Origin of the sequence: Flavobacterium sp. (genome assembly GCF_041392085.1) — a bacterium.
Taxonomy (GTDB): Bacteria; Bacteroidota; Bacteroidia; order Flavobacteriales; family Flavobacteriaceae; genus Flavobacterium.
In genome coordinates this window covers 1-15,399 of the sequence record NZ_JAWKMW010000016.1, presented here as the reverse complement: position 1 = coordinate 15,399, position 15,399 = coordinate 1, and the positions used below count along the sequence as shown (strand labels likewise).

Sequence of the window (15,399 nt, the reverse complement as noted above, 5' to 3'; positions counted from 1 at the left end):
CGCAAATAACGACGTTTCATTTTCTTCAAAATGTCATTACTTCCCGATTGCAACGGAATGTGAAAATGCGGCACAAATGTTCGGCTTTTCGATACAAATTCAATCGTTTCATTTTTCAATAAATTCGGCTCGATAGAAGAAATTCGTAAACGCTCAATACCTTCTACTTCATCCAATGCCTGAACCAATTCTAAAAATGTATGTTCGTGTTTTTTGTTGCCAAATTCGCCTTTTCCGTAATCACCAATATTCACTCCGGTTAACACAATTTCTTTGATGCCTTGTTGCGAAATTTCTTTGGCGTTTTTCAATACATTTTGCAATTCATCACTGCGTGAAATCCCACGAGCAAGCGGAATCGTACAATACGTACATTTATAATCACAACCGTCTTGTACTTTCAAAAAGGCACGCGTTCGGTCGCCAATGGAATAACTTCCCACATAAAAATTGGCTTCTTCAATTTCACAAGAATGCACTTCGCCCAAATCATTTTTAGTCAAATCATTCAAATAATCGGTGATTTTGAATTTTTCAGTAGCTCCCAAAACCAAATCCACCCCATCCACAGCAGCCAATTCTTCAGGTTTCAATTGAGCATAACATCCCACCGCAGCCACAAACGCTTTCTCGTTATTTTTCAATGCTTTTTTGACAATTTGCTTGAATTGTTTATCGGCATTTTCTGTAACGGAACACGTATTAATCACATAAATATCAGCAACTTCTTCAAAATCAACGCGTTCAAAACCTTCTTGTTGAAAATTTCGGGCAATCGTAGAGGTTTCTGAAAAATTCAGTTTGCAACCTAAGGTGTAAAAAGCGACTTTTTTGGGGTTTGCTATCATATTCTGCATTTCCTTAAATTGGAAAAAGGGTTTCTTTACTTATATTTACCCTATTAAAAAGAGTGCAAATTTACACACAATATTCCGGAAAATGAAATCATTACTTCGCTATCTATCACTATTTTACTTTTTTACAGCCTTGATTTCCTGTGGAAATAAGAAAGCGGAAACAAATGATTCATTAGTTTTCAGATACAACGAAAGTGCGAACATTGCCACGTTAGATCCGGCTTTTTCAAAATCACAAAACATCATTTGGGCATGCAATCAATTGTTCAATGGTTTGGTTCAGTTGGATGACAGTTTACACATTGAACCGGATATTGCCAAAAGTTGGACGATTGCGGAAGATGGAAAAACGTATCAATTTGTGTTGCGAAACGATGTCTATTTTCACAAGCATCATTTGTTTGGGAATGATTCCACCCGAATTGTGAAAGCAAGTGATTTTGAATACAGTTTGAATCGTTTGAAAGATGAAAAAATTGCCTCGCCAGGCGGATGGATTTTGCAAAATGTAGAAAATTTTCAAGCAATCAACGATTCTATTTTTGAAATAAAATTGACGAAACCATTCCCAGCATTTTTGGGATTGTTATCGATGAAATATGCGTCGGTGGTGCCAAAAGAAATCATTGAAAGTCCGAATTACGATTTCAGAACAAAACCAATTGGCACAGGACCGTTTCAATTTAAATTTTGGGAAGAAAATGTCAAATTGGTGTTGCGACGAAATCCGATCTATTTTGAAAAAGATGAAAGAGGCAAGCAATTGCCTTATTTAGAAGCGGTTGCCATCACTTTTTTGCCCGATAAACAAAGTGGCTTTTTGGAATTTATTCAAGGGAAAATTGATTTTGTTTCCGGTTTGGATCCTTCGTATAAAGATGAAATTCTGACACAAAAAGGTGAATTGCAACCGAAATATTTAACTGATGTGAATTTGATTAGCGGTTCGTACCTTAACACGGAATATTTAGGTTTTAGAATGGATGGTTCGGATAAAACGATTTTGGACAAACGCATTCGTCAAGCATTAAATTATGGTTTTGATCGAGCTAAGATGATTACCTATTTGCGAAACAACATGGGAATTCCGGCCACAAGTGGTATTATTCCTAGCGGTATGCCAAGTTTTAATAATCAAAAGGGCTATGATTTTGAACCTGAAAAAGCCAAAGCATTAGTGGCTGACTTTGTCAAAGAAACCGGTATTAAAAAACCAAAAATCGTTTTGAGTACCAATGCAACCTATATTGATATTGCCGAATTCTTACAACGCGAATGGCAAAAAATTGGTTTGGATGTTGAAATTGATGTGAATCCACCCTCTACATTACGCCAAGCGATAGCAACCGGAAAAGTCACTTTTTTCAGAGCGAGTTGGATTGCCGATTATCCAGATGCGGAGAATTATTTATCGCTTTTTTACAGTAAAAATTTCGCTCCGAATGGACCGAATTACACGCATTTTTCTAATGCTAAATTTGATGCGTTGTATGAAAAAGCATTCTTAGAAACCGATGATGCCAAACGATTTGAGTTGTATCAACAAATGGATCAAATCATCATTGAAGAAGCTCCGGTGATTCCGTTGTTTTATGATAAAGTGGCGAGGTTTACGAGAAAAAACGTGGAAGGTTTGGGGATAAATCCGTTGAATTTATTATCTTTAAAAAAGGTTAGGAAGATTTAACCGCAAAGGACGCTAAGGTTTACGCTAAGGACGCTAAATAAATTTCTCGCAAAGACGCAAAGATAGACTTGGCGACTTTGAGAGAAATAAAAAATAAAATAAACTCTACAATGTCAATAGGTTTTGCATCATTCGGAACATGGCTCACTAAATTTAATAAAAGAAGCCATATTGACAAACTAAAACGTTTGGAAAACACGTCCAATGAAACATCTGAGTTTGTGGATCACGTTCAAGCGACACCTGAATTATTGGAATCCATTCGTGAAAAAATGCTTGTTGAACGGAAATTAGAACGAAAAAAGCTTATTGTAAAAGTTATTTTGTTTTTGATTGTGCTCTCTATAGTTCTTTATATTTTCAATCACAATTGGAAATGGATTGAGGGATTTTTTTATAAGGTGAAGTGATTGATACTTAGTAGAAGAATTTTTATAATTACAAACAACTTTTATTAAATCTGAATTGGAATTGAGTATGTTATATCTATTTTTTCTCCATTCAACTCAGCTGGTTTTATTATTACTAAAGTTTCAAACATTTCAATAAAATAATCTTTATAATTTTCCAAACTACAATCAAAATGTTTTTTTAAAAATTTTCCGTTTTTATCAAATTTTATTTTTACAATAAATTTCTTCCCTTTGATATTTTCAACAACTTGCTTTTCTAAATTATTTAAAATAAATTCATTAATCTTAAGATAGAAGCAATCATTATTTAAAGATTCTTCAGAGCAACCTTTCAATATTACATTTCTAATTTTATCTGGATTTGGTGAAGGTACTTTTGACAAATCCACTTTAGATTTTCTATTGACTAAATCAAATCTGTTTGAATTTTCATTTTTTTCTAAAACAACATAAAAAGAAATTGAGGACGCTTTAGATTCACCATCTCTAAAATCAACAATAGGCTGTATTAATGGTAAATTTTCAAAGCTATTAATTACAATATCTTCAATTTTTTTATCAACATTCTTTATACTAATGATAGATATTTTCCCATCCATCTCATTTCGCAAAGCTAAATTAATCTCTAAAATCCCAAGAAAATCATTTAAGCTTTCCTGCTTATTAATTTCGTTTTGGATTAATTTCCCTATTTTCAATCTATAGCATTCTGATTTATCAATTGAGTTCTCACATCCAGGATATATAGCTGTTGTTTCATTAATATAATCTAGATAACTTTTTTCTTGACTAAATACAAAACTAAGTGATGTAATACATGACAAAAAAACACAGCAAATTCTATTCATAATAATTAAAATTTATGAATTTAAGATAATCAATAAAGACTTTGCAACCTCTGCGGTTAAGTTTAAAGTTACTCCTTCCTCCACTTCTTAGTCTCCTCAAACACATGTTCTAAAATTCTAGCATCTTCTTCTGTAAATTCTACATGACGGCGAGACATCACAATTCGAGCGGTTTCAAACGCTTTTTTAGTGATGTAGGTCGTAAAGCCGGAAGCACCTCCCCAACTAAAACTCGGCACAAAATTGCGTGGAAATCCGCTACCGAAAATATTGGTGGACACGCCCACGACAGTACCGGTGTTAAACATGGTGTTGATACCACATTTACTGTGGTCGCCCATCATGAGTCCGCAAAACTGTAAACCGGTTTTTTCAAAACCTTCGGTTTCGTAGCTCCATAATTTTACTTCTTCGTAGTTGTTTTTTAGGTTGGAATTATTGGAATCGGCTCCAATGTTACACCATTCGCCTAATACGGCATTTCCTAAAAAGCCATCATGACCTTTGTTGGAATAGCCAAACAGAACAGAATTATTCACTTCTCCACCAATTCTGCAATGAGGACCAACAGTGGTAGCACCGTAGACTTTGGTCGCTAATTTTACTTGTGCTTCTTCACACAAGGCAAAAGGTCCTCGAATGACAGAACCTTCCATGATTTCGGCATTTTTACCAATATATATGGGGCCTGTGGATGCGTTTAATGTTACATATTCAAGTTTTGCCCCTTTTTCAATAAATATATTTTCAGGTGCAATGACATTCACACTTTTTGGGATGGGTTGAGACGTTCTTCCTTCGGTTAACAATTCAAAATCTTCGCGAATAGCAGCATCGTTTTTAGCGAAAATATCCCACGTGTGTTCAATGCGTAAACCGTCTTCGTTGTAATCAATGATTTCGTAAGTATCAAAATCTACTTCTTCTTGGGTATCATTCGTATAGAAAGCCACTACTTCATCATCTTTAAAAATGGCTTGATTCTTTTCGAGACTATTAATCATTTCAACCAACACTTCGTTGGGGAGATATGAGGCATTGATTAGAATATTTTCATCCATTTCAACCATTGGGTATTTTTCAGACAAATAATCTTCCGTAATAGATGTGGTAGTATAGCCTAAATATTTTTCCCATTTTTCTCGAATAGTCAAAATTCCGACACGAATATCAGCTACTGGACGCGTAAATGTAAAAGGTAAAAGAGCATTACGTACGGGGCCGTCAAAAAGTATGTAGTTCATTTTGCTGTTTTTAATAGAATTCAAAGTTATAAAAAAGCCCTCACAAATTGGAGGGCTTTTAAAAATTTAGTTTGGTTAGGTGTTTTATTGTTTAATCAACTTGTGTGTTGAAAGTGTTCCTTCGCTGTCTTTTGCTAAAAGAATATACGTTCCGGCAGCAAGTGATTGAATTGAAATGGTTTCGTTTACCACGGCAGATTCGTAAACTTTTCTTCCGTTAAGATCAAAAATTTCAGCAGAAACAACTTGGAAATTGTTTGAAGTTTGCAAAGTAACAATATCCGTTGCAGGATTTGGATACACTTTAAAGTTTGTAAAACTGTTATTGTTCACGCTTAATGTTTCTCCTTCCACAATTTGAAGCATTTCATTTATTTCTGGATTATCAATAGTGTCAACAAGTCCTGAAGGCCATCTTACAATAATTTGATCGATTTCGGTGGCTAAACCAATTCCAAAATGAGCATTAAGAGAACTCATGTATTTAAATCCTTCTCCACTTCTCACATCTCTGATTTGTTTACCCCAAGCTCCATAAATCTCCACTCTAGCTCCAATTCCGTTGCTATTACTTTGAATACCTGTTAAAGCAACTTTTACCCAATTATTTTCGTTTGGAATAGCATATTTAATAGTTGAACCAGATTGAAAATCTAAAAACCCGTCGTTATTTAAATCTCCAACGGCAGAAACAGATAGGCCAGGAATAGAAACCGGAGCAAAAACGTTGTCACCTTGATTGAACATGATTTTATTTCCACCGCCTAACACGTCTACTTTCCCGTCATTATCAAAATCATAAGCAATGTTATCAATGTTAGTTGAAGAATTGGTATCCCAACCTGAACCTGCTGTTATGTTTGTAAATGCTTCATCAATTTCAGTAGAGCCATCTAAATTATTTCTAAAGAATCGATGTGTTCCTGAACTGGCTGTGATAATAATATCCATATCGCCATCATTGTCAAAATCAGAAATTGCAGAAGACCAAGTTTGAATTGGCGTAACGTTAATACCTGCTAATGCAGATATATTTGTATAGACTCCATCTCCATCATAACGATATAATTCGCAAGGCGGACCTGAACATTTTGAAACGAATACATCTGTATCACCATCATTATCAAAGTCAGTAAATAAAGTAGCATAATTACCGGTTGTTGTTGCTAAGTGCATAGAACCTGATGTTACGGTAGCTTGATAAAAGGTTAAATTTCCATTTCCATCATTCAAGTAATAACAACTTGGTGCAATATCATGACAAACAAAAACATCTAAATTTCCATCGTTATTTAAATCTGCGAAGTTTGTTCTTTGTGAGAAAATATAATCACTAGGTGTATAAACCGAGTAACCGGCTCCATCGTTAACAGAGGTTAAGATTGTTGCTCCACTACCATTTCCTAATACAATATCGTTTAAGCCATCTCTATTATAATCACCAGCAGCTAAACTCCAATTAGGCATTCGAACACTTCCAGTCAAAGGAAAATCAGCTACTGTAAAAACGCCTTGTGTTTCTGTTTGATAGTGTACTCTCATATTTGAGGAACTAATTCCAACAATATCGTCTAAAAAATCGCCGTTCATATCAACTACGCAAATATTGTATTGGCTATTTATGGTAGGAATGGGTTGGTTAGAATAAGATATGGGTGTTTCAGGAACAACTACAGTACTCTCTGTAAATTGAAATGAAAACCCGTTATTGTTTTGCACATTTAACCATCGATTATCCCAAGCTATATAGTATGTTGTACCAGCAGTAACATTGAATGAAGCCACAGAAGAATAACCTGCTCCAGAATCGTCATCGCCAGAATAACAAACCAATGCTTCACAAGTTCCAATGTAAACATGAAAGCGAGTGTCTACTATTGGTGTATTTTCAGGAATATCTGAAGAAATTGTCACAGTATAGTTCTGTGCAGGAGTATATACATACCAATGACCTGCAGGAATATTGGCTTGAGGAATTGCTCCGTTAGGAGTACAAATGGGTGAAGGAACTTGCGAACCGTTTATAACACCAACTGTATACAAGCCGGGTGAAGTAATTTCTAAAGCTGCAGAACAATTATCCTGTGCTTTCATTGTTATAACAAACAATGTTAGAAAAGTAGTAATTAAAGTAATTTTTTTCATTTTTAAAAAATTTTTATTAGTTGCTTCAATTTATAAATATTTAATTAGTTATTGACAAGTATTGGTTAAAGAATTGATCCAATCTTCAACAAGTTCAATTCCTTCTTGATGAATTATTGCTCTTCCGTGTAGCGGCATTCTATATGTTTCATCAATTGTGTTTAATCTAAAGTACAGCATTGATCTTTCAATATTGCCGGGTGTTACCAATTTAGAAAGTGCTGATTCAAAATTTTGCATATCTTGCGTATCAACGCAAACACCCATATTGATTAAGTTATTATTTGTTTCAGAAAAAGGGAATCGCATAGGTCTGTAATCGCAATGACCGGTTGTACTATGGCAGTGAGCACAATTAATATCAAAGTAAGAACGAACGCGTTGATCTAATGTCTTACTTTGGTCAGCATAATTCACAACCGTATTTTCTACACTGGGCAAAGAGAAATTTTCTAATATACCCAACTCCATCCACTTTGTTAATTGATTTTTAGTTTCAGATCCGTAATTGTATGGTTTGTTAAGGTTTTGAGGTTTCAAACCGATTGGAATATTTACTTGCACATAAACATCGTTAACATAACCTTTAGATTTATGACAAACAATACACTGTGCATGATTCGGAATTCTATATTCTACATTTTTTACTATATTATTTTCATCTGTCCAAGAAATGTTTTTCACACTTCCTTCTAAATCAAAATAGGCTTCAGTTTGCTCTTCATTCCAAACATAATTAGCAAAAATCCAACCATCGGCTTTACGAATCATCAATCGGGTTTCAATTAATTTTGTCTCGTTTGCAGGAATAATATTTTCGTAAAAAAATGATTTAATGATTACTGAACCTGTTGGCAATACTACTATTTTATTATCACCATCATACGTTGCCTTTAATCCTTTTGGCACCCAAACAAATCTCTTTTTATGAGCATAGTCAGAAAACAAAGAGGATATTGGCTCGTACGGAATCACATCCAACGCTGGAATCTGATTCTTCATATCGCCTTCAAAAAATTTGTAATCAGATAATTTTGGATAAGGAACACTCGTTAAATCTACCACAACCGGAGAAACAGGCTCATAGTCCGCAGGGTCGTTCTCTGAACAAGAAGATATAGTCACTAATGCAACAAGGTGTAGAACTACTAAAAATATTTTCTTTTTCATGTAATAAAATTCAAATCATTAATCGCATCCTTCCAACGAATTAATCCATTGCTCGATTAATGCAAGCCCCTCTTGATGAATAACAGTTCTTCCTAATAAAGGCATTGTTAAAGTCCCTCCGTCATTATTATTTAGCATTAAATACATAGCCGATCGCTCATGATTTCCGGGCTGCACAATACTTGTGGCTCCCTCAACAGGTTGAACTGACGGGATACAAAACCCCATATTTGCAGGATTTGTTGTATCTACAAAACTCAAACGAAGATCTCTGTAATTACATTGTCCCAAATCGCTATGACAATGGGCACAGTTAATATCAAGATAAGAACGAACACGTAAATCTAACGATTGAGAGGTGTCGTTATAATCAACAACTGATGCAATGGTATTTGGCAAACCTGTAGAAGATAAATATCCCATTTCTACCCATTTAGCCAATTGATTTTGCATTCCGGTTTGATAATTATAAATCGTATTCAAACTTTGCGGTTTAATTCCAATTGGAATTGAAGTTGGATTTGGAGTAGTTTCTTGTTTGTGACAAGTTAAACACTCTACTTCGGATGGAATCCTGTACTGTGAAACTGTTTGAGAAATACCATTTTCATTTAACCACGTTATACTTGTTGTACTTCCGTCCATTTGCAAAAAAGCTTCAGTTTGCTCATTATTCCAAACATATTCGGCAAATATCCAACCATCACTTTTTCTAATCATTAAACGCGTTTCAATAATTCGGGTTGTATTAGACGGCTGTACGTTGTTGTAATAAAAATTCTTAATCAAAACTGCTCCAACGGGTAATTCTAAATTATTTTCATCACCGTTATAAGTAGCAGTTGTTCCATCCGGCATCCAAACAAATCGTGCCTTTTGTGCATAATCTGTAAAAAGTGAACTTGCCGGTTTGTATGGCAAAACTCCAAATGATGGGTTTTGATTTTTTATATTACCCACAAAAAACTTATAATCAGATAATTTAGGATAAGGAACTTGAGTTAAATCCACAACCGCTATTGAAACAGCAGTTATAGTTACATTGGCTTGGTTGGAAACATTTCCTTCTGCATCTTCAACAGTATATTGAATAACGGTAGGGTTTCCAATAAAAGATTCTACAGGAGTAAATGTAATATTTCCATTCACAGCGTTCACCATCCAAATTCCCTCATTTGCAACATCTAATCTGTCTAATGTTCCATTAGAATCAGTATCAACTCCACCAACTATACTTACAGTAGTTGGAATAACTTCATCTCCGGTAGTATCATTCTGTAGTACCGCTATTTCAACCGATTCAGCTAAAGGATAGGTAGCTGCATCATCTGAGGCAATAGGCAATGTATCATCAATCGGAGTATAATCATCGTCATCAGAACAAGAAGTGATTGAAAATATCAAGCTGGAGGCAAATAGAAATAGTAATAGGTATGCGTAATTCTTTTTCATTTGGGTTTTTGGAATTTGAAACCAAAAATAATAAAAAAATCAATACGATTGACAAGTAATCAGAAATACTTTTATAAATTTATGTATAAAAATAGGAAAATCTTTAAATTTAATACAAAAAATTCAAGGAAAGACGTTTTAAAAGCTATAATTCAAACCAACTGAAAATCTGAATTATTAGTATCCTTCTTCTTCAGCTCTTTTTAAAATTGATTCTGGAAGTGCTTTTTTGGCCTTTGCTCCCATTTTTTTCAAACGCTCTACGCTACCAATAAGATTTCCTTTTCCTTCAACTAATTTCCCCATGGCATTGCCATATTCGGTTTTGGCTTCTTCCATTTTTTTACCAATTTTAATCAAATCGGAAACCAATCCTTCAAATTTATCATACAAAGCTCCGGCTTGACGGGCAATTTCTAAGGCATTTTCCTGTTGTTTTTGGTTTGTCCACATACTGTCGATGGTGCGTAACGTGGCTAACAAAGTAGTTGGTGTTACAATAATGATATTTCGCTCAAATGCCTTGTTGTACAATGAATTGTCTTCATTTAACGCAATAGCAAAAGCCGATTCAATCGGAATAAATAACAAAACAAAATCAGGACTTTCCATTTGGTACAAATCGTGATAATTTTTATCACTCAATTGCTCTACATGGCGTTTGATAGAATTGGTATGTTCTTTCAGAAACCCACCTTTTAAAGCATCATCTTCTTCGTTGGCAAAACGCTCATAAGCTGTAAGTGAAACTTTAGAATCGACTATCATTTTTTTGCCATCAGGTAAATTGATTACCACATCGGGTTGCACACGATTGCCTTCATCTGTCATAAAACTTTGCTGCACTTCGTATTCTCTACCTTTTTCTAAACCTGATTTTTCGAGAACGCGTTCTAAAATTAATTCACCCCAATTTCCTTGCATTTTACTATCACCCTTCAACGCTTTTGTCAAATTGAGTGTTTCTTTGCTCATTTGCTCGTTCATTTCTTTTAAACCTACAATTTGCTGACGAAGTGCAGCATGATAGTCAATGCTTTCCTTGTGGGTATCTTCGACTTTCTTTTCAAAATGCTGAATTTTTTCCTGTAAAGGAGACAATATGTTTTTTAAATTTTCTTTGTTTTGTTCGGTAAATTTTACGGTTTTTTCTTCGAGAATTTTATTGGCTAAATTTTCAAATTCTTTGGTGAATTTTTCCTGTAATTCTTCAACTTCCTTTTTTTGTTCTTTGTTGCGTTGCCAAAGATTTTCAAAATCGGCCTCTTTTTTGGTCAATTGCATCAATAGGAAATCTTTTTCACGACGAATTTCTTCTTTCTCTTTTCGCTCTGATTCTACATTTTTAGTAAATTGATTTTGTTCTTCTTGGAAGCGAATTTTTGTTTGCTCAATTTGAGCTAAAAGTCCATTGATTCGTTCTTCTAAACTAGATTTTTCTGATTTTGCTTGAGCTGTAAAAAGTTGTTTCCCAATAAAAATTCCTATCGCTAATGCAATAATAAAAACAATGGTAAAAAGAAATACGTCTGACATTTGGCGGTGCTATTTTTGAAAAGTAAAAATACACAAAAGAAAAATGCATATCAATGAAACACTGTCAATTTGAAAAAATATTTTTTTATCTTTAACCAAAATCAATGGGTTATGCAAGACAAATCTCAACTTAGAAGTCAACTTTTTCAACATCTAGACGGATTGGTTACTGCACCGGTAGCCTATGCCTTATGGGAAAAAGGTGTGATGGATTTTGTTTTAGCAAAAAAATCGATTTCTTTGAAAGAGTTGTCAATTCAATTTTCTTCTAATGAAGGTTATTTGAACGTAGCAATGCGTGTTTTGGCTTCGCAAGGCTTTATTGATTTCAATGTTAATAATCAGTCTAACGAAGTAATCTATTCGGTAAATGATAACTCCGCAATTGCTTTCGGCTTATTCCCGCTGTACAAAGATGTGGTTGAATTATCAAAATTTGCAGGAAATTTTCATCATCGGGTTTTTCAGGAAGAACCTTTTTTACGTTTAAAACCATTATTTGAAAAGTATAAAAATGATTTTGGAATTACTTTTTCGGATGATGAAACAACACTTTCTATTCAAAAACAAATCCTACGACATATTGAAGGAAATTTAGTTGGTTCTACACTCGTTCGATTGGGAATGAACGGCATGTTTCACAAGTATTTTATGGAAACAAGTTTTAAGCCCGAAGAATTTCACAAACACCCGGAACATTTTACACAAATTTTAAACTTTTTTGTTCATTTAGGTTGGTTTACCGAAAAAAAAGGCTTTTATCAATTCACAGAAAACGGATTATTCTTTGCTAAAAAAGTAGCAGCTTATGGCGTAACAGTTTCTTATTTACCGATGTTTAGAAAAGTAGATGAATTGATTTTCGGTAATCCGAATATACTTCGAAATGTAGGATTAGGCGAAGACGAATTGCACGTGGACCGCGAAATGAACGTTTGGGGAAGCGGCGGTGCTCATGCTACTTATTTTAAAGTAGTAGATGACATTATCATTGACCTTTTTAACCGTCCGATTGAAGAACAACCAAAAGGAATTTTGGATATGGGTTGTGGCAACGGAGCATTTATTCAGCATATTTTTGAAGTTATTGATCGTCAAACGTTACGAGGAAGAATGTTGGATGATTATCCGCTGTTTTTAGTTGGTGCCGATTACAATCAAGCCGCGTTGAAAGTGACCAGAGCCAATTTAATTAATGCTGATATTTGGGCAAAAGTCATTTGGGGAGATATTGGTCAACCCGATCTATTAGCCAACGATTTAAATGAAAATTATGGCATTCAATTAAATGATTTATTGAATGTTCGAACATTTTTAGACCACAACCGAATTTGGGAAAATCCGAAAACAAAAACACCAAATCGATTGAGCAAATCAACCGGAGCTTTTGCCTTTCGAGGTGAACGAATTACCAATAATGAAGTAGAAGATAATTTATTAGAACATTTGAAAAAATGGTCGCCTTATGTAGCCAAATACGGTTTGCTTTTAATTGAATTACATACGATTTCACCAGAATTAACAGCAAAAAATCTAGGTAAAACAGCCGCAACAGCTTATGATGCAACGCATGGTTTTTCGGATCAATACATTGTGGAAATTGATGTTTTACATAAAATCGCTGCCGAAGCCGGATTGCATCCGGATGAAAAATTATTTCATAAATTTCCAAATACGGATTATGCCACTGTTAGTATCAATTTATTAAAAGGAAAAAATTAAATGATAGTAAATTTTCCTTTGTCTTTATCAAATTGAATATGCTCATTATTAAATAATGATGAAAAAACACCTTTCGAAATCAAATTACATGGTTGATCTTGTATGACTATTTTTCCATCCATCACGATCATTTCGTCACTCAATTGAATCGCTAAATCAATATCATGTGTTGAAAATAAAATGCATTTTTGGGTTTCGTTTGTTAATTTTTTTAAGAGTTTGAATAAGGATACTTTGTGCAATAAATCCAAATGAGTCGTAGGTTCATCTAAAACAATTAATGGTGTATCCTGTGCTAATGCCCTGGCAATTAAAACCTTTTGTAATTGACCGTCACTGATTTCGAAGTGCTTCTGATGAATTAAATGCCTTAATTCGGTTAGTTCAATAGCTTTATCGATTTCGATTTTATCCGCTTCTGTTAATTTTCCAAGCCAATTGGTGTAGGGTTGTCTTCCCAACGCAATTAATTCATAAACGGTTAAATTACTGGGTGGTAATTTTTCGGTCAACACAACGCTGATTTGTTGAGCTAAAGACAATGGTTCAAATGATTCAATTACTTTTTCGTTTAGTAAAACTGTTCCTGAAAGTGGTTTTTGAATTCCGGTTATCGTTCGCAACAAGGTTGATTTCCCAACTCCGTTGGCTCCTACTAAACCGATTAATTTTCCTTGTTCCAATTGAATGGAAACTTCAGAAGCAACTGTTTTGGTTACTGCTTTGGAAGTGTAGCCGATGGAGAGATTTTTGGATTGGAGAATCATTTTTTCTGAGGTGCTAAGGTTCTAAGATACTAAGGTACTAAGGCTTTTTTAAATCATAATTTTCCGCTTTCTAACCAATAACCACACCACGACCGGTGCTCCAACCATAGAAGTAATCGCATTGATAGGTAACATATAATCACTTCCGGGAAGTTGGGCGATAATGTCGCAGATTAACATTAAAATGGCTCCGATTAATAACGTACTCCAAAACAATATAAAATGATTACTGGTTTGAAAAAGCAATTTTGCCAAATGTGGAACGGCCAATCCAACAAAAGCGATTGGTCCCGCAAAAGCGGTGATGCTACCGGCTAAAATACTTGTGGTGAAGATGATAATGAATCGCGTTCTCTTAAAATTTAAACCAAGACTTTTGGCGTAATTTTCTCCCAACAATAAAGTGTTCAAAGGTTTGATGCTGAATATACTCAATCCTAATCCCAAACCGCAGCAAATGGTTAAAATTAGTATGGAATTCCACGGTAAATTAGCCAAGCTTCCCATGGACCAAAAGGTGAATTTTTGCAATTCTTGTGCGGTGCTAAAATAACTCAACACACTTACAATAGCACTTGAAAAACTACCAAACATGAGTCCGACAATCAATATCGCCATCGTGTCTCGTAATTTTTGTGAAACGACCAAAACAGCTAATAAAACTAAAAAACTTCCCAACGAGGAAGCCAAAACAATTCCATAATCAGAAACCAAAAAAGAAGGAAAAAAACCGGCCCCCATAATCACAAAAGCTACGCCCAAACTAGAGCCAGAACTTAAACCCAGCACATACGGTCCCGCAAGCGGATTTCTAAACAAGGTTTGCATTAACAATCCGGAAATCGATAATCCCATTCCCACTAAAATGGCGGTAATGGCTTTTGGGAGTCGAAAATTCCATAGAATAATTTTCCAAGACGATTTAATTTCATTACCAAGGATGGAATTAAAAATTTCACTTGTTGGAATAGAAACTGAACCTAAACTAAGATTGAGGAGAAATGTTCCGATTAAAACGAAACTTAAAAATAAGAATAGTATTTTATTTTTTTGAGTTGGCAATTTTTTAAACCATTAAGTAATTAAGGAACATTAAGTGTGGTGTAAATATACTAAGACAATAATTAAAATGTGATTGATAAACTACTTCAATTTTTCAAAAAAGTATAATTCATAATTCGGTAGTAATTCCGGATGAAGAATTTTGATTAAATCTTTTAATACTAAATCAGGACGATTGGAAGCTAATTCATAATAAATGATTCCACCTGTTTTTCCTTTTTTGGAACTGAACGAATAGACATTTTTATTTTGAACAGCTTTGAAATGTTTGTAATTTGGATTCGCCTTTTCAAGTTGTTCGAAGGAAGTAAATTGTCCGGGACCAATCCAAAAATCGGCATCTTGTGCTTTTTCTAAAACGGTTTCAAAGGAAAGAGATAAACTTCCGGTTCCTTCGGTAGCTGACCAAAGATAATTCCCACCAGCTTTGTCTAGAAATTGAGCTGCCCAACTTTTTCCTTGTGGCAAATACCATTGGTCTTGGTAAATGGCTCCG

The 15,399-nt window shown here is 34.5% G+C and carries 13 protein-coding genes; 3 read left to right on the top strand and 10 right to left on the bottom strand.

Translation table 11 applies throughout. The features are described from left to right. The coding region (locus R2782_RS12350; protein WP_371268563.1) for a MiaB/RimO family radical SAM methylthiotransferase at nucleotides 1-845 on the bottom strand (845 nt) is incomplete at its 3' end. 94 nt (nucleotides 846-939) lie between these two features. On the opposite strand from R2782_RS12350, the gene R2782_RS12345 reads away from it, so the two are divergent. Together R2782_RS12345 and R2782_RS12340 are read left to right on the top strand one after the other, a co-directional pair. Continuing rightward, entirely contained in the window at nucleotides 940-2,544 is a 1,605-nt protein-coding gene (locus R2782_RS12345; protein ID WP_371268562.1) for an ABC transporter substrate-binding protein, read from the top strand. A gap of 110 nt (nucleotides 2,545-2,654) precedes the next feature. Continuing rightward, nucleotides 2,655-2,954 (top strand): hypothetical protein, encoded by a 300-nt coding sequence (locus tag R2782_RS12340; RefSeq protein WP_371268561.1) that lies wholly within the window; start codon nucleotides 2,655-2,657, stop codon nucleotides 2,952-2,954. A 44-nt stretch (nucleotides 2,955-2,998) separates the two neighbouring features. Here R2782_RS12340 and R2782_RS12335 read toward each other — a convergent pair whose 3' ends face one another. The 6 genes from R2782_RS12335 to rmuC form a co-directional block, all read right to left on the bottom strand. Then, nucleotides 2,999-3,805, bottom strand: a complete 807-nt coding sequence (locus R2782_RS12335; RefSeq protein ID WP_371268559.1) for a hypothetical protein — start codon at nucleotides 3,803-3,805, stop codon at nucleotides 2,999-3,001. A 68-nt stretch (nucleotides 3,806-3,873) separates the two neighbouring features. After that, the gene (locus R2782_RS12330) at nucleotides 3,874-5,049 is read right to left on the bottom strand and encodes a GlmU family protein (RefSeq protein WP_371268558.1); all 1,176 of its coding nucleotides are present in this window, start codon (nucleotides 5,047-5,049) and stop codon (nucleotides 3,874-3,876) included. 84 nt (nucleotides 5,050-5,133) lie between these two features. Next, nucleotides 5,134-7,194 (bottom strand): FG-GAP-like repeat-containing protein, encoded by a 2,061-nt coding sequence (locus R2782_RS12325; RefSeq protein ID WP_371268557.1) that lies wholly within the window; start codon nucleotides 7,192-7,194, stop codon nucleotides 5,134-5,136. A gap of 48 nt (nucleotides 7,195-7,242) precedes the next feature. Continuing rightward, nucleotides 7,243-8,364: a hypothetical protein gene (locus R2782_RS12320; protein ID WP_371268556.1), complete on the bottom strand. Its 1,122-nt coding sequence runs from the start codon at nucleotides 8,362-8,364 to the stop codon at nucleotides 7,243-7,245. Nucleotides 8,365-8,382: 18 nt separating this feature from the next. Beyond that, nucleotides 8,383-9,816: an Ig-like domain-containing protein gene (locus tag R2782_RS12315; protein WP_371268554.1), complete on the bottom strand. Its 1,434-nt coding sequence runs from the start codon at nucleotides 9,814-9,816 to the stop codon at nucleotides 8,383-8,385. Nucleotides 9,817-9,993: 177 nt separating this feature from the next. Then, the gene (rmuC, locus tag R2782_RS12310) at nucleotides 9,994-11,352 is read right to left on the bottom strand and encodes a DNA recombination protein RmuC (RefSeq protein ID WP_371268552.1); all 1,359 of its coding nucleotides are present in this window, start codon (nucleotides 11,350-11,352) and stop codon (nucleotides 9,994-9,996) included. Nucleotides 11,353-11,463: 111 nt separating this feature from the next. On the opposite strand from rmuC, the gene R2782_RS12305 reads away from it, so the two are divergent. Beyond that, nucleotides 11,464-13,074, top strand: coding sequence for a class I SAM-dependent methyltransferase (locus tag R2782_RS12305; RefSeq protein ID WP_371268551.1), 1,611 nt, complete (start codon nucleotides 11,464-11,466; stop codon nucleotides 13,072-13,074). Here the strand turns inward: R2782_RS12305 and R2782_RS12300 are convergent. The 3 genes from R2782_RS12300 to R2782_RS12290 form a co-directional block, all read right to left on the bottom strand. Continuing rightward, a complete protein-coding gene (locus R2782_RS12300; RefSeq protein ID WP_371268549.1) occupies nucleotides 13,071-13,841 on the bottom strand; it encodes an ABC transporter ATP-binding protein in 771 nt (256 codons plus the stop codon). The two genes, R2782_RS12305 and R2782_RS12300, sit on opposite strands and share 4 nt — an antisense overlap. Before the next feature lie 48 nt (nucleotides 13,842-13,889). Then, nucleotides 13,890-14,903 carry an iron chelate uptake ABC transporter family permease subunit gene (locus tag R2782_RS12295; protein ID WP_371268548.1) on the bottom strand — a complete coding sequence of 338 codons (1,014 nt, stop codon included), beginning with the start codon at nucleotides 14,901-14,903 and terminating at the stop codon, nucleotides 13,890-13,892. Nucleotides 14,904-14,984: 81 nt separating this feature from the next. Then, nucleotides 14,985-15,399, bottom strand: a 415-nt coding sequence (locus R2782_RS12290) for an ABC transporter substrate-binding protein (protein WP_371268547.1), incomplete at its 5' end; no start/stop codon positions are given.

What these genes read in the sequence shown, in the direction of transcription:
- R2782_RS12330 (WP_371268558.1), bottom strand. Translation starts at nt 5,049, where the DNA reads ATGAACTACATACTTTTTGACGGCCCCGTACGTAATGCTCTTTTACCT.
- R2782_RS12305 (WP_371268551.1), top strand. Translation starts at nt 11,464, where the DNA reads ATGCAAGACAAATCTCAACTTAGAAGTCAACTTTTTCAACATCTAGAC.
- R2782_RS12335 (WP_371268559.1), bottom strand. Translation starts at nt 3,805, where the DNA reads ATGAATAGAATTTGCTGTGTTTTTTTGTCATGTATTACATCACTTAGT.
- rmuC (WP_371268552.1), bottom strand. Translation starts at nt 11,352, where the DNA reads ATGTCAGACGTATTTCTTTTTACCATTGTTTTTATTATTGCATTAGCG.
- R2782_RS12325 (WP_371268557.1), bottom strand. Translation starts at nt 7,194, where the DNA reads ATGAAAAAAATTACTTTAATTACTACTTTTCTAACATTGTTTGTTATA.
- R2782_RS12315 (WP_371268554.1), bottom strand. Translation starts at nt 9,816, where the DNA reads ATGAAAAAGAATTACGCATACCTATTACTATTTCTATTTGCCTCCAGC.
- R2782_RS12345 (WP_371268562.1), top strand. Translation starts at nt 940, where the DNA reads ATGAAATCATTACTTCGCTATCTATCACTATTTTACTTTTTTACAGCC.
- R2782_RS12300 (WP_371268549.1), bottom strand. Translation starts at nt 13,841, where the DNA reads ATGATTCTCCAATCCAAAAATCTCTCCATCGGCTACACTTCCAAAGCA.
- R2782_RS12320 (WP_371268556.1), bottom strand. Translation starts at nt 8,364, where the DNA reads ATGAAAAAGAAAATATTTTTAGTAGTTCTACACCTTGTTGCATTAGTG.
- R2782_RS12340 (WP_371268561.1), top strand. Translation starts at nt 2,655, where the DNA reads ATGTCAATAGGTTTTGCATCATTCGGAACATGGCTCACTAAATTTAAT.